A 14,224-nucleotide genomic window follows, 5' to 3' on the forward strand; every position below is an offset into this window, starting at 1 on the left:
TCGAAAATTAAAGTTTCTATTAAGAAATAGGTGTAGAGGGTAATTTATTGAAATAAAGCAATATATATGATTGAATTGTGATGAATAAAGTATATTCTACTTTTTACGGTAAAATATTACGTTTTTTATCTCGGCCATATACCTACAACTACCATGGAAGGAACCTATGGAGAATGGCTGCTTTGTTGTTTATACTGGCTAGTCTTTTTAATTATCTTTTTCAACCTTTTACCGTATATCTGCCAGAGCACAAAATCAACTATCTTTGGATTTCTTTGATCCATGCTTGTGTCCCTTTTTGTGTGATAAGCTTCTTGCCTTTTTGTATTTTAAGATTTAAAGCTCAAAATAACTGGAATGTTCGAAAAGAATTATTGCTGATCACTCTGTTTTTGTTGTTAGTGGGTGTGTTTCAGTTTTTAATTCGAGATATGATTTATGACAATGCGAATAATTGGTCCTGGAGATATTTATATGAGGAAATACGAAATACTTTTTTAACAGGTGTATTGTTGACCTTATTATTAGCTGCTATCAACTACAATATATTCCATCACAAATCATGCTTTAATCATGAAGTTTTAGATATATCTGGTAATGCAATTGATATTACTAATAATAAGCATGTTTTTATTAAGACACGTGTTAAGAGTGAGGCTTTTAAGCTTGATTTGGATCGTTTTCTTTTTGCTAAAGCGGATGGCAATTATGTTGAGTTGTATTTGAATGAACAAGAGGGTAAAAAAATAGTAAAGCGTATTTCCTTAACAGAGCTGTCCACCACATTGGTGCAATATCCCAATATAATGCGCACCCATCGTTCCTATCTTGTTAATCTGTGTTATTTAAAAAGTAGGGAAGGGAATGCCCAAGGCTATAAAATAAAGTTGCATCATTACCCAAAAAAAATACCTGTATCCAGAAAAATGATGCAAGAATTTAACCAAAGAATAAAGGATGTTGAAGTGCTTTGTCATTCATCACAAAAGCTTGCCATTGGAACCAAAATAGACGGTTAAGCCAATTCTCTTTTTACTTTTGATAGCAAAAAAGTATGCGTCGATATGATTTAGATTGGTTGAGAGTATTGGTATTTGTGTTGCTGATTTTTTATCATGTGGGAATGTTTTTTGTTCCTTGGGAATTTCATATTAAAAACCAGCAGGTATATCCTTGGCTCAAATATCCGATGTGGTTTTTAAATCAATGGAGATTACCCATCTTATTTGTTATTTCGGGTATGGGTACCTATTATGCTTTGCAAAAAAGAACGGGTAAACAATTTGTATGGGAACGTATTAAAAGGCTTTATATCCCATTAAATGTAGGCTTGTTTTTTATTGTTCCACCCCAAGTGTATATTGAAAGGCTGGTTAAAAATCAATTTGTAGGAACTTATTTTGAGTTTTGGCCCGCTCAAGCTTTTAAAGGCATTTATCCTAATGGAAATATGAGTTGGCATCATCTGTGGTTTTTACCCTATTTATTGTTATTTTCATTGATGCTGGTTCCTGTTTTTTTATATCTAAAAAACCATATAGGGCTTGTGTTTTATCAATGGATGAATCGATGTGTGAGTAGTTTTGGAGGCTTGGTTATTTTTGTAATACCACTATTTTTTATCGAATTCTTTATGGAGCCATTATTTCCTGTGACACACGCTTTGGTGGGTGATTGGTTTACGATTATCAAAGGTATCACTCTCTTCTTGTATGGTTTTTTACTGATGACAGTTAAAGAATCTTTTTGGTCGGGTGTTGCACATTACCGAAGGGTTTTCTTCTTGATGGCTATCTTTACTTTTGTAGCTTTATTGCTTGCTATTTCATTGGAAGCATCCAGTATCCGGCTTTTTATATTGTCTTTTCTGAAGGCCTTCAACTTGTGGTTCTGGATTTTAGCATTGTTTGGATTTGCTGCCAGATATTTAAATAAGGAAAATAAAGTACTCCGTTATTGCAATGAGGCTGTTTATCCATTTTATATTTTGCATCAAACGTTTATGCTAGTGATTGCATATTTTTTGATTGATATAAATTGTTCTGCAGGATTAAAAGCAATTGTTATGATTATTGGAACCATGGGCTTGTCGTGGCTGTTTTATGAATTCCTTATTCGAAGATGGAAATACATAAGGCCTTTGTTTGGGTTAAAGAGGAGTGCTAAGTGAATAGCAAGGACATGTAAAATAAATGATGCATTGAAGTGTAAAATATTTTTGTATGTTGTGTAAGTGTATGGTAATGAGTAGTGTTACATGCTCATTTCAATAGCTTTTAAGGTTTGGTAATCGGTTAGAAAGTCGGAGAATTTATTTTTTATTCCAACTTTTTTTAATAATTCTTTTATTACTCTGGTGGTAGTAAGCTGATAGTTTAGTTTGGATGTAAAGTTAATATTTCCCAGATAGTTATTGATTTCATTTTTGCGGTCATTTGTAAGGTAGGGTATATTGAAGTCATCGGATAAAGGTTGAAAAGAGTAATTGTTATGTAAGTGAAAATTAAGTCTGTTTTTAGTGTCTTGAAAGAACATATTTTTGTGAGGCAGCATATTTTTTGATGCAAAAAAATCCTTCACCCAAGTACGATCTCGTCTTCTTTCAGCAGGTAGGTTTAACATCTTCATTACAATTTCGAAATTCAAGAAAGGTGTCCATCCGGGAAAGCCCATGATGGAAGGAATATTAATGGAATAGCTCAAGAGTGATAGTTTTAATCGCATGGTTATTATGGGATATAAGCGTATATCATTAAACATATAGCAGTATCTATCCATAAACTCTTTTTCGAGTTTTAAATGCTCGGTTTGCGTGTTTATTTGATAATTTAGTCCATGGGTAAAAGCTAATTTATATAGTTCATGAGGATCCGTGCATTTTTTATATTGGTTACTTCCGCTAAATACCCCTCCGCAAATTCCACTCACCATTGATACTGGTGTATCACCTAGAATGTGTTTTATTTTATGATAGAATTCGATATGGTACATTCCGTGTAAATGTGTACTGAATGCGTATAGGTCATGCCATTCTTCATAATATTCAAATGCCTTTTGTAGATAGATTTGCTCCCAGTGATGACCTAGTTTTCTCGAATAAATTTTGGCTTGTTGTACCTCAAAACTTTTTTCCTGATTAGAAGAGATCCCGTAGGTGTAGTTTTTTACCCTATCTCTATCGTTTATAAAATAATTGGCAATTCTTGAGTCAAAACCAGCAGATGTTGGGATTACAATATCTCCATTTACGTATTTTTCTTTCTTACTACAGTATTGTGAAATACTATCCCAAATATCTGCTTCTGAGCTTCCTTTAAAATTATTTACTTGCAGAAGAGGATCTTCTTTGCTTTGTGTGTTGATGCCTTCGGTATTAAAAATTATCTTAGAATAAAATGGAAGAAATTTTACTCTTTTAAATATTGTTTTTTCGAATACGCTAAATCCATACTTTAAGTAATAATAAAGGCCTTCTTCGTCAATACTTTTATCTTCTTGTAAACATACTTTCGGAAAATTTGAAACAATAGAATCTTTGGTGTTATAAAATAATGGAATACTTCCAAGCCAGTCATTCTCAATGATAACTCTATCTTTGTTTATTGTTATTAAAAGATTATGGTCTAATAGATCAGCAGAGGCTGGGAAGCCCATTGAATATGAATTTTTTCCAATCATACATTGAGCTAAATCACCATAATAAAATATGGTCAGTCGTCCTTTGGGTATGGCAATATCTATGTTTTTAATGTTATGATTGATCTTTGGGGTATAATTTATCGTGGTTTTTGACAAGATAAACCCTACTATTTTTGAATTCATATAATGACAATTTTATATTTTTACACTTATGTTTAATGTGTTTTAAATCAATTCTTTAAGTTGTTTTGTGTTTTTGATGAACCTTGTAATTCTCAAGAACATTACAAAAAGTATAGTTACACTACTTGATTTTATTCCTAGGTTTATTAAGAGATTACCATATTCGTGAAAATTAAAATAAACTATTGGAACCTGTTGAGTCAGGATGAGGGCAATAGTACCACTGATAATAATTTTTAAGGAATCGAAATAGATAACGCTGATTTTAAATTTCTTTGCAATAAAAAATAATATAATAACTACATAAATAAATTTGGCTATTGCAGTTGATATAGCTGCTCCGTTTATCCCCCATTTAGGAATGAGCATGAGGTTAAGAATCACAACCATAATTCCTAATATAATAGTAAAAAAAGTAGCTATTTTATAGTATTTGGATACTTTTAATGTAGCACCTCCAAGACCCATAAAACAATAAAATATATGCGACAGGGAGATAAAAAACACCACCCATTTACCTTCAGCATATGACTGACTTAAAAATCCTAATATCAAATCGATGTTTACCCATATATTAATAAAGATGAAGATACCCATTAGAATTTGAGAAACACTGCTTTTTTTCAATAGAGCAGCTAATTCTTTGTGATTTTCTTCACTTAATAATTTGGCAATAACAGGTGTACCGATTTTTCCCATCGCACTGCGAGGAATACGGGTTAATGTACCAAAATAATTGGTGATGGAATATATCCCGGTGGCTCTTAATCCCAGATAGTAGCTAATCATATATTTGTCTATATAACTCGCTAGAATATCACTCAATCCTGAGAGTATATAGAAAAAACCGACGCTGATTATTTTTTTTAAATGTGGTTTATAGTTTGAGAGACGAGGTAATGTAAAGTTGATATCTCCTTTTTTTACCATATATATTAATAGAGCTACTACTGGTGTTCCCAAGTTTATTGTGTAAAGTAGCATAAATGTACTAAAAGAGAGATATTTAAAGAAATATAGAATGGTTAATACTAGTACAACAATTCTTACTACAATATCTTTATATAAATTGCCTATTGTAGAATTAAATGTTGAAGAGCTAAACATATCCACAATTATAAAGGCAACTGTGAAAAATGTTAATGGGTAAAGTAGTGGGTAATATTGTTGTTGTAATAGTGTATTAACATCTCTGGTTGAAAGAAATATATCTCCAAAGAAGTAAAAGACAATGGTGTATAATAGAAAACCAATACTGGCGAATAGTGTTATGAAAAGGAAGAAGGAATTGTGTGCATTTTCTTTGTTGCGGAATTTAGGGAAGAAGTAATTAATGATACCGGCCGACCCTAAAGAACCAAATTGCGCAGAAACAGCTGACACAGTAATAAGAATGTTGATAAGACCAATTTCTGATTCAGAGAATATCTTTGGAAACAGGATACCAACGTTAATTCCACCCAAAATTACACCTATATAAGCGTAAAGAGATCCTTTTATAGTTTGTTTAACGACTACGCCCAAGAGAAAAAGTTTTAATGGTCATGCACAAAATTAAAGCAAAGAAAGTAAATTTAGCGTTTGGTTATATAGACTTTTATAATATTAAAAACCACAAACAACGATAATGATAAATATTGCTCCAATAATTCTTTTTGCTTATAACAGACCTGCCCATACCAAGCGTACAGTGGAGGCTTTGCAAAAAAATGATTTGGCTATACAAAGCGACTTGTATATTTATTCTGATCAAGCAATTGACAGTAAGGATGTTACGGCTGTGGAAGCGGTCAGGAAGTATGTAAAAACGATACGTGGATTTAATCGTATTACCTACGTATATCATGCGTATAATAAGGGTTTAGCTAAGTCTATTATTGATGGGGTTTCTGAAGTATTGCAGAATTATGAAAAGGTGATTGTTTTAGAGGATGATCTGGAAACTTCGCCTACTTTTCTGCGTTATATGAATCAGGCATTAGAATTTTATTCGCCTGAGCAGGTTTGGAGTATTGGAGGATATTCGCCCAGGATTCAAATACCCCAAGATTATAAATATGATACCTATCTGGCCTATAGAAATTGTAGTTGGGGGTGGGCTACCTGGAAACAAAATTGGGAAAAAACAGATTGGGAAGTCAGTGATTTTAATGATTTTTTTAAAGACCAGAACCAAAGAACCAATTTTGAAAGGGGAGGGAACGACCTTTCAATGATGTTATTAAAACAACAAAAGAGGATTATTCAATCTTGGTCCATACGTTTTAACTATGCCGCCTACAAAAATAATTTGCCAAGTGTGTATCCTACGCAGTCGTATATTAAGAACTTAGGGGTTGATGGTAGTGGTACAAATATGAAAAAAAGTAGCAAGTACGATTCTGTGTTGAATGTATCTAAGCACGTTGACTTTTTGTTTGTTCCTGACCATAAATTTGAATCAAGTATCACAGATAGGTTTAAAAAATTTTATAACACTTCTTTGTATCGAAGTGTTATAAATTGGTTTAAAACCCAACAAGCAGTAAGAATTATTCAAAGGAATCTTCATTAAGTACTGTATTGTTGTAATTTAATTCGTAATAGAATTTTTAATGCATTTCAAGTTAAAAGAATACCACATCTTCTGTACTTTTGTTTTCTATTTTTAGAATATCCGATAAAAGGTTATTGGCCAACCTACTGGCACCGATTCTAAAAAGCTTGTTGTTCAACCATTCTTGGCCCAAAATATCTTTTACCACGGCATAAAAGTCAATGGCTTCTGATGAGGTAGATATACCCCCAGCTGGTTTAAAACCTATTTTCTTACCTGTTTTAGCATGGTAGGCTTTAATGGCATGGCACATGACATACGCTGCTTCCAGAGTGGCGGCTGTGGGAATCTTCCCAGTGCTAGTTTTTATAAAATTGGCACCGGCATCCATGGCAATAATAGATGCATTCCAAATGAGCTGTGGTTCTTTGATAGCACCTGTTTCTAAAATTACTTTAAGGTGGGCTTCACCGCAAGCTTCTTTTAGTTGCCTGATTTCTTCATAAACAAATTCGTAATTGCCTTCTAAAAATTCACCAATCGATATAACTACATCAATTTCATTCGCACCAAAATCAACTGCTTTTTTGGTTTCTAGTACTTTTAAATCTAGAAATGTCTGTGAAGAAGGAAATCCAGCAGCGACAACGGCACGTTGAACACCCTCTACTTTTAAATATTGTTTGGTGATGGGCGCAAATACAGGAAATACACAAACGGCACCAACAGAAGGAAAACTTGGATACTTCTCTTTGAATTGATTAACTTTTTCAACAAAGGCAGTTACTGAATCGGCAGAATCTGTTTCTTTTAATGTTGTTAAGTCAATACAATTAAATATGTTTTTTAGAATTCCAGTATTCTCTTTTAATTCCTTAGAAAGAGGGGTAATGCGCTCTATTTCAGTATTTATATTTTCAATGTTGAAATTGAGTTTATAGTCATCCAGTATGTTTTCTGATTGCATCATGATTGTATTTTTTTATTATTGGCGTGTCTTTGGCTATCTCTGAGGGTTTTTTTTTCTATGTTTTTTTCAAGCGCTTGGGTTAGATTTACGCCCGTTTGATTGGCCAAACATATTAGTATCCATAATACATCAGCCATTTCGTCAGCTAAGTTATCTTTTTCACCTTCTTTAAACGATTGTTCGCCATATTTCCGGGCCATTATGCGCGCCAATTCTCCTACTTCCTCGGTTAAAATGGTCATATTGGTGAGTTCGTTAAAATAGCGGACTCCAATGGTTTTAATCCATTGGTCTACTTTGTTCTGTGCCTCTTCGATTGTCATAACGGAGCCATTTTTGATTTTATATGCTGATATGCTGGGACAAATATAAAAATAATACCGTGTTTAAAAGAGGCTATTATTGTTTTGCTCCTCTACTGTGGTTACATTTGCTCTGCAATAAATATATAAATAAATGAGAATAGCTATTTTTGGAAAGCAGTTTTCGGATCTTTTTAGGGAGAGTTGTAGTAACTTATTCCGTAAGCTGCATCAGCATGATACCGAAATTATTATATATAAGCCATTTTATGAATTTCTGTTAGGTAATATTGATGTTAAACCTGTGGTGAACGGATATTTTGAAGGTAGGAGTGAACTGATTGATGTTGATCTTTTTGTGTGTATTGGTGGTGATGGAACGATGTTGGAAGCGGTTACCTTCGTACGCGATTCAGGTATTCCTATCGTAGGTATTAATAGTGGTCGACTTGGTTTTTTAGCCGATATTGGACAAGAAGAGATAGAGAGTGCTATTGAACATATATTTGAGGGGGATTATAAATCTAACTCACTTAACTTGTTGGAGTTAAAAACCGAGAATAATTTGTTTGGCGATATGAATTTTGCCTTGAATGAGCTGGCGGTTCACCGACGCGATAGTGCCTCCATGATTACGATCCATACTTATTTGAATGGAGAATTTTTGAATTCATATTGGGCTGATGGTCTAATTGTCTCTACTTCTATTGGTTCAACGGCTTATTCGTTGAGTGTGGGTGGACCTATCATTCATCCTAAATCACAGAGCTTTGTGATTACACCTATTGCTCCGCATAATCTTACAGTACGTCCCATTGTTGTTCCTAATGATATGAATATTACTTTAAAAGTTGAAGGAAGAGCCGATAAATATTGGGCTACATTAGATTCAAGAAGTCATATCTTTGAAGAGGGATTGGAGTTAAATATTAGAAAAGCAGATTTCAATATCAATGTGATAGACCTGCCAGGAATTAATTTTAATTCAACCCTCCGTAATAAACTAATGTGGGGTGCTGATAAAAGAAATTATTAGAGAATAGAAAATTAAATTTACCTTCTACGCTTTTTTTGTTTTTGTCTGGTATGTAGATTTAGAAAATTAAATAAGGGGATTAGTTTTTTGGGTAGATCGGATTCTGAGAAAGTGAACTCCTGCATATTGTGACCATTGATTTTTAATACATATTTAAAGTGATCGGGATAGGGATCTGATGCTGGTGTTTGCTCCAAATTAGTTGAGGGTGTATGTTGTAACCACTCCGAAAGATGATTGCGCAGATCATGAGGAAGTTCATCGCTATTGACTTCGCAACTAATGGTTTGTCCCATAAAGCCACCTGAACGTTCATAAGAAATATTGAATTTGTTTGTCATTAGCTGGGTTTAAAAATCATTAAAGTATTATTATCTTACGTGAGTTTATTCTTGTTTTTTGTCTAGTTGGATGGGCAGTCCTACGGCTTTCCAGGCTTTTGCTACGGCTACTTGTTCCAGACTATTTTGGCCGTATAAATCACCCGCTACCTGATAGGTTATGTTGGCAGCTTGTTCAAAATTGGCAGTTTGAGAAAGCTTTTCTTTTAAAGTCATGTACCATATTTTTCCGGCTTTTTCCCAAGCATAGCCACCTATTTCTAAGGCTGTTAAATAGAAGGCTTTATTGGGGATTCCTGAATTAATATGGACGCCACCATTGTCGCGGGTAGTCTCCACATATTCATTCATATGTCCCGGTTGAGGATCTGTGCCAAGAGTGGGGTCGTTGTACGCACTTCCGGGTTGTTTCATTGACCGTATACCTACTCCGTTTACGTTGGAAGTGAATAGTCCTTCTCCGATGATCCAATCGGCATTGACTGCGGTTTGTTTTTTTACCCGTTGTTTAACGAGTGAGCCAAAAACATCAGAAAAAGATTCATTTAGAGCTCCTGACTGGCCTTGATAAACTAAATTGGCTTCGTATTGGGTTATTCCGTGTGTTAACTCGTGTCCAATGATATCAATAGCAATGGTGAATCGGTTGAATAAACGTTCTTCTTCGGGTAGATCTTCATCACCTTCGCCATATACCATCTGTTCCCCATTCCAAAAGGCGTTGTCATATCCCTTCATGTATCTTATGGTTGATATTAGATCCATTCCATTGTTATCTATAGAGTTGCGTCCAAATATCTGATCGTATAAATCGTAGGTTGCACCAGCTCCTTCGTAAGCTTCGTCCACTTGAGGATCGCCCGTAGCTGAATCTCCTTCTTTGCGGGCTAGTACACCGGGTAGGGTATTGGTGTTTTGGGCAGTGTAAACCAGTCGGTTTTTATGGTTTTGGGTGGCTTGTGGTTTTAGTATAATATCTGTAAACGCCTGGCGTTGTCCCCTCATTTGACCAGCCAACCCAATGGCATACTGGGCTTTTTCTTTTTGCCTTGAAGAGCCTTTTTGTAAAATATTTTCCAGTACATATGGTGGTATGATACAATGCAAGGGGCGATAGTTCAGCTGACACATACTGTTTTTGTTTAAAAGTTCATGGTTAATATAATAAACTATCGCGAATAGATCAATAGTGTGAGTATATTATTAATTTATAGGTAATTAAATTTAGTATGGTATTCAGAAATGTATTAAATTGTACGGAGTTCATGATTTATTGTGAGGAAATCCGCCGAGATAAAGTGTTAAAAATTTAATTATAATCATATGAAACGAGCCATGAGAGTGATCTCTCACACAGGTGGATGATTATCCTGACGAGTTCCATATGACAACTGAAAGATAAATTTAAACATATGAAAAAAGTAATAGCAGAATTTATAGGTACGCTTTGGCTTGTTTTGGGTGGATGTGGTAGTGCTGTTATTGCAGCTGGCTATCCAGAACTGGGCATTGGTTTTGTCGGTGTGGCCATTGCGTTTGGACTGACAGTTGTTACCATGGCATATGCCATTGGACATATATCTGGCTGTCATTTAAATCCAGCGGTTTCCATTGGATTATGGGTAGGAGGGCGCTTTAGTGCTAAAGAACTACTGCCCTATATCGGAGCGCAGGTGTTGGGAGGTTTGGCAGGTGCTACCATTATTTATCTTATAGCTTCTGGAAAGCCTGGTTTTGAACTGGGCGGGTTTGCGTCTAATGGCTATGGAGCTCATTCGCCGGGTGGTTATAGCATGTTCGCAGCTTTTGTGTGCGAGGTGGTGATGACTTTTTTATTTTTGATCATTATTTTAGGCGCTACACATTCAAAGGCACCAACCGGATTTGCCGGGATTGCTATTGGCTTGGGTTTAACTTTGATCCACCTGATTAGTATTCCCGTTACCAATACTTCTGTGAACCCGGCGAGAAGCACAAGTCAAGCTATTTTTGCCGGAGGAGCTGCTATGGATCAACTGTGGTTGTTTTGGCTGGCGCCCATCATTGGTGCTATATTGGCCGGTATAGCTTATAAGTTTTTAAGCCCGGAAGAAAAGTGATTAACATGATCTTAGGCCAAAAGATCTTTGTTTCCGTCATTGCATTTTACTTTCTAATGTAAAAAATGTAACCTTTCATAAAAGGGAAAAATTATTCTGTGTTATTAGTTATAGATTTGTGTATGTTTTTGCCAACCATATAATTTGATTTATGCAATTATTTAAATGTACCATTGCTTTTGCTGTATTGTATATTGTAAGCATGGGTATTTCCTATGCTCAAATTGATTTTAGTAATCTTACCGACGAGCAGATTTACCGAAAACAAAACAAGTATAATACTTGGTCTGTTACTATAGGTTACGGACCCGTATTTTATTACACAGATGTGATTGATTACACCGTTTTCCCGAAAAGTGATTATCGCTTTGCTCCATCTGTTATTGTGTCAAAACAATGGGGGAGAGCCTGGGGAATAGATGCACAGTTTATTGGAGGAGATATGTACGGAGAAAAGAATAACCGTTACTTTAAAGGTAGTTTTCGTGATTATTCTCTAAATCTTCGTTTTAGTATAAATCAATTGGTCGCTTTTGGTCCCTTAGCTGATAAGTGGGACTTGTACGGTAAGGTGGGATTGGGTATTAATGCCTTTAGAAGTAGGTTGCAACGCTTAGATGATGACAGCTTTATGCTGGTGAACGATGTACATAAAAATTTGGGAGGGTATCCAAATCCCCCGGGTTGGGCAGATGATGATTATTTGGTGGTAGGCTATGACCGACAGGATCCAACCAACAAAAAAGGTAGAGAAACAGAATTAGTGGTGCCTATAGGTATTGGAGCTCGTTATAGAATTAATAAGAATTTTGATTTGGGCATGGAAATGAGCATGCGGAATTTAACAGCCGACAACTTCGATGTCAATTTAACAGGAGCCGATAATGATACTTATATGCATACCTCATTTTCGCTTACCTATAAAATAGGTAAGAAAAATAAGCGTCATGCAAGATGGACCTACAAAGATTTTAATCTGGCTTATGAGGCACAACGTGCTTCTGATCCTCTGGCTATTCGATTAGATTCCTTAAAAAGTGAACTGGACAGGTTAGCAGGTCTTGATTCAATTATTACGACTAAGTCGTATCAGAAATTTGAAAAAGTCATCTATGAAGAAGGCGTTTCTGCTTCTGTATTCTTTGATTTTGATAAAGCGGATATTAAAAAAAGCGAGCACAGGCAACTGGCTAGAGTCGCGAGAGCCCTGAAAAGAGATGCGTCTATAACGATGGTGATAGCCGGTTATTGTGACGATAGAGGAAGTTATGAATATAATTTGAAGTTAAGTCAGCGTAGGTGTAATGCTGTTTTAAATGCGATGGTTACAGATTTTGGTATTGATGCCTCACGTTTTAGCCTGGATCCCAAAGGTGAATCTGAATTGCTTTCTGATACCCAGAATATGAATATTCAAGGACTCCACATGGCCAATAGAAGGGTGGATTTATTGATGATTGTTAACGAAGAATAAAGTGAACCCAATGATAAGATTACCGAAAGGCATAGTGTTAAGTATCCTAGGGTGGCTTTGTTTGTCCATTGCCACTGCTCAGTTTACTACCGATGGTCGAATGATCGAGGAACATATGCGATATTCCAGCGAAAAATCCTTTAATAAATGGGATGTGATGGTTGGATATGGGCCTAATATTTTATTTACTGACTTTACGGAGTATGCGCTCTTTCCAGATAATAATTGGCAGTTTAGTCCTATGGTTGCTTTGAGTTATCAGTTGGTGCCAGCTATGGCATTCGATTTGAGATATATGCAAGGCGACCTCGAAGGTAAGGGAGTAAGCCATTATTTTAAAGGTGATTTTAGGGAGTATGTGGCTACTGCGCGTTTTTATGTAAATCAAATGTTAACTAATCCAGGTCCTGTTAATGACAAATGGAATTTTTATTTTAATGTAGGTCTGGGTGTTCAGGCATTCAGGAACCGGGTCTACAAAAATGAGGATGACCAGGTCTTGCATGCTGATGATGTGGAAGGGAATACCTATGATGGTTATTTTGTGTTGGGGTATGATGTGAATAATCCCAATAGGAAGCGGAGCCGAGCAACAGAGCTTGTGCTGCCAGCCGGTGTAGGTGTGCTTTATCGTTTAAACCGTAGCTTTGATATTGGAGTCGAAAGCACTGTACATTTTGGACTGGAGGATAACCTGGATGGTATTTTGTCTGGTGCTACCAATGATAATTATTGGAATACAACCTTTAATTTGAGTTATAAAATAGGTAAAAAAAATAAGCGTCATAGCAAATGGACTTATCGAACCTATGGTTTTAATATTTTCGGAAAGAAAAGAAAAGACCCTCTTGAGGATGAGGTTAATAGGTTTGAGCGAATGGTTCAACAACAAGCCGGCATATTACGTCTACAAATTGATTCCGTCATTACGGAAGAAAGAGATACCAAAATTTATGCGGCTGATAATATTTTTCCTATTTATTTTATGCCTGGCGGTGCTACATTTAAGGATTATGAAAATCAAATAACCATGGCTCAAATAGCCGTATTGTTGCGCAAACATAGTGACTGGAAATTAGAGGTGAATGGATATGCTGATTCCGCTGAAGATAACCCTATGTTTCTTAGTCAGAAAAGAGCAGAGACTGTTAAGCGTTATCTGATGGATCATTATGGTGTAGACGATGCACTAATAAAAGTGATTGCCAAAGGTAATAGTGAGCAGTTGGGTACTGATGAGGAAAATAAAACAGGGCTCATTCATGTGGACCGAAGGGTGGATATTGTGCTAATAAAGCCGAAATTAGACTTGAATAAATAGTAGGTAGGCAACTGAGTATAGAGGTAAGATGAGCTTTGAAATACTTGCCTCTTTCATTAAAATGTACGAATCATATTTTTTTAGGGTGGATTTGCCATTGGTCGTTGATATAGGATTGATGACCAATGGCTGTTTTATGGGATCTTATTCAATAGTTGGATCCTGTGAAATGTGTTTTTGCTGTTAAACTCACATGGTGGATTAGAACTTCGCAATAGATTTCTTAATGTATTTTTCCGGTTAAATACAGTATCGTAAAAATATTGGAAAAAGGGCTACCGCATTATTGCTCGCTTTATTGTATCAGAAGGGCTATTGTTTAG

At 35.5% G+C, this 14,224-nt stretch carries 13 protein-coding genes; 7 read left to right on the plus strand and 6 right to left on the minus strand.

Annotated elements, in window-relative coordinates:
• Positions 1-80 precede the first annotated feature (80 nt).
• Both CYTFE_RS27175 and CYTFE_RS0118345 read left to right on the plus strand, forming a co-directional pair.
• Complete coding sequence (locus tag CYTFE_RS27175; protein WP_052343288.1) at positions 81-1,019, plus strand: LytR/AlgR family response regulator transcription factor; 939 nt, start codon at positions 81-83, stop codon at positions 1,017-1,019.
• Positions 1,020-1,054: 35 nt separating this feature from the next.
• On the plus strand, positions 1,055-2,170 hold the full coding sequence (locus tag CYTFE_RS0118345) for an acyltransferase family protein (protein WP_027473006.1): 1,116 nt from the start codon (positions 1,055-1,057) through the stop codon (positions 2,168-2,170).
• Between the two features lie 83 nt (positions 2,171-2,253).
• Here CYTFE_RS0118345 and CYTFE_RS0118350 read toward each other — a convergent pair whose 3' ends face one another.
• Both CYTFE_RS0118350 and CYTFE_RS0118355 read right to left on the minus strand, forming a co-directional pair.
• Positions 2,254-3,822: a hypothetical protein gene (locus CYTFE_RS0118350; RefSeq protein WP_027473007.1), complete on the minus strand. Its 1,569-nt coding sequence runs from the start codon at positions 3,820-3,822 to the stop codon at positions 2,254-2,256.
• Positions 3,823-3,864: 42 nt separating this feature from the next.
• Positions 3,865-5,346: a lipopolysaccharide biosynthesis protein gene (locus tag CYTFE_RS0118355; protein WP_027473008.1), complete on the minus strand. Its 1,482-nt coding sequence runs from the start codon at positions 5,344-5,346 to the stop codon at positions 3,865-3,867.
• 103 nt (positions 5,347-5,449) lie between these two features.
• On the opposite strand from CYTFE_RS0118355, the gene CYTFE_RS27180 reads away from it, so the two are divergent.
• The gene (locus CYTFE_RS27180) at positions 5,450-6,376 is read left to right on the plus strand and encodes a glycosyltransferase (protein ID WP_052343289.1); all 927 of its coding nucleotides are present in this window, start codon (positions 5,450-5,452) and stop codon (positions 6,374-6,376) included.
• A 52-nt stretch (positions 6,377-6,428) separates the two neighbouring features.
• Here the strand turns inward: CYTFE_RS27180 and deoC are convergent, their stop codons facing one another.
• Both deoC and CYTFE_RS0118375 read right to left on the minus strand, forming a co-directional pair.
• Positions 6,429-7,328, minus strand: coding sequence for a deoxyribose-phosphate aldolase (deoC, locus tag CYTFE_RS0118370; protein WP_027473009.1), 900 nt, complete (start codon positions 7,326-7,328; stop codon positions 6,429-6,431).
• On the minus strand, positions 7,325-7,651 hold the full coding sequence (locus tag CYTFE_RS0118375; RefSeq protein ID WP_027473010.1) for a nucleotide pyrophosphohydrolase: 327 nt from the start codon (positions 7,649-7,651) through the stop codon (positions 7,325-7,327). The genes deoC and CYTFE_RS0118375 overlap by 4 nt, the downstream gene beginning before the upstream one ends.
• 133 nt (positions 7,652-7,784) lie before the next feature.
• On the opposite strand from CYTFE_RS0118375, the gene CYTFE_RS0118380 reads away from it, so the two are divergent.
• On the plus strand, positions 7,785-8,666 hold the full coding sequence (locus tag CYTFE_RS0118380) for an NAD kinase (protein ID WP_027473011.1): 882 nt from the start codon (positions 7,785-7,787) through the stop codon (positions 8,664-8,666).
• A gap of 17 nt (positions 8,667-8,683) precedes the next feature.
• Here the strand turns inward: CYTFE_RS0118380 and CYTFE_RS0118385 are convergent, their stop codons facing one another.
• Positions 8,684-9,007, minus strand: a complete 324-nt coding sequence (locus tag CYTFE_RS0118385; RefSeq protein ID WP_027473012.1) for a protealysin inhibitor emfourin — start codon at positions 9,005-9,007, stop codon at positions 8,684-8,686.
• A gap of 45 nt (positions 9,008-9,052) precedes the next feature.
• The gene (locus CYTFE_RS0118390; protein WP_027473013.1) at positions 9,053-10,138 is read right to left on the minus strand and encodes a M4 family metallopeptidase; all 1,086 of its coding nucleotides are present in this window, start codon (positions 10,136-10,138) and stop codon (positions 9,053-9,055) included.
• A gap of 281 nt (positions 10,139-10,419) precedes the next feature.
• Here CYTFE_RS0118390 and aqpZ point away from each other — a divergent pair, with 281 nt between their 5' ends.
• The 3 genes from aqpZ (at position 10,420) to CYTFE_RS0118405 (ending at position 13,901) form a co-directional block, all read left to right on the plus strand.
• Positions 10,420-11,106, plus strand: a complete 687-nt coding sequence (aqpZ, locus tag CYTFE_RS0118395) for an aquaporin Z (RefSeq protein ID WP_027473014.1) — start codon at positions 10,420-10,422, stop codon at positions 11,104-11,106.
• Between the two features lie 151 nt (positions 11,107-11,257).
• On the plus strand, positions 11,258-12,580 hold the full coding sequence (locus CYTFE_RS0118400; protein ID WP_044211997.1) for an OmpA family protein: 1,323 nt from the start codon (positions 11,258-11,260) through the stop codon (positions 12,578-12,580).
• A 10-nt stretch (positions 12,581-12,590) separates the two neighbouring features.
• A complete protein-coding gene (locus CYTFE_RS0118405; RefSeq protein ID WP_027473016.1) occupies positions 12,591-13,901 on the plus strand; it encodes an OmpA family protein in 1,311 nt (436 codons plus the stop codon).
• The last annotated feature ends 323 nt before the right edge of the window (positions 13,902-14,224 follow it).

The sequence above is a fragment of the Saccharicrinis fermentans DSM 9555 = JCM 21142 genome (genome assembly GCF_000517085.1).
In the GTDB taxonomy this organism is placed as follows: Bacteria; Bacteroidota; Bacteroidia; order Bacteroidales; family Marinilabiliaceae; genus Saccharicrinis; species Saccharicrinis fermentans.

Excerpts from the sequence above, each read along its gene's own strand:
- CYTFE_RS0118375 (WP_027473010.1), bottom strand. The coding sequence starts at position 7,651 with ATGACAATCGAAGAGGCACAGAACAAAGTAGACCAATGGATTAAAACC.
- CYTFE_RS0118405 (WP_027473016.1), top strand. The coding sequence starts at position 12,591 with ATGATAAGATTACCGAAAGGCATAGTGTTAAGTATCCTAGGGTGGCTT.
- CYTFE_RS0118385 (WP_027473012.1), bottom strand. The coding sequence starts at position 9,007 with ATGACAAACAAATTCAATATTTCTTATGAACGTTCAGGTGGCTTTATG.
- CYTFE_RS0118380 (WP_027473011.1), top strand. The coding sequence starts at position 7,785 with ATGAGAATAGCTATTTTTGGAAAGCAGTTTTCGGATCTTTTTAGGGAG.
- CYTFE_RS0118400 (WP_044211997.1), top strand. The coding sequence starts at position 11,258 with ATGCAATTATTTAAATGTACCATTGCTTTTGCTGTATTGTATATTGTA.
- aqpZ (WP_027473014.1), top strand. The coding sequence starts at position 10,420 with ATGAAAAAAGTAATAGCAGAATTTATAGGTACGCTTTGGCTTGTTTTG.
- CYTFE_RS0118345 (WP_027473006.1), top strand. The coding sequence starts at position 1,055 with ATGCGTCGATATGATTTAGATTGGTTGAGAGTATTGGTATTTGTGTTG.
- CYTFE_RS0118350 (WP_027473007.1), bottom strand. The coding sequence starts at position 3,822 with ATGAATTCAAAAATAGTAGGGTTTATCTTGTCAAAAACCACGATAAAT.
- CYTFE_RS27175 (WP_052343288.1), top strand. The coding sequence starts at position 81 with ATGAATAAAGTATATTCTACTTTTTACGGTAAAATATTACGTTTTTTA.
- CYTFE_RS0118390 (WP_027473013.1), bottom strand. The coding sequence starts at position 10,138 with ATGTGTCAGCTGAACTATCGCCCCTTGCATTGTATCATACCACCATAT.
- deoC (WP_027473009.1), bottom strand. The coding sequence starts at position 7,328 with ATGATGCAATCAGAAAACATACTGGATGACTATAAACTCAATTTCAAC.
- CYTFE_RS27180 (WP_052343289.1), top strand. The coding sequence starts at position 5,450 with ATGATAAATATTGCTCCAATAATTCTTTTTGCTTATAACAGACCTGCC.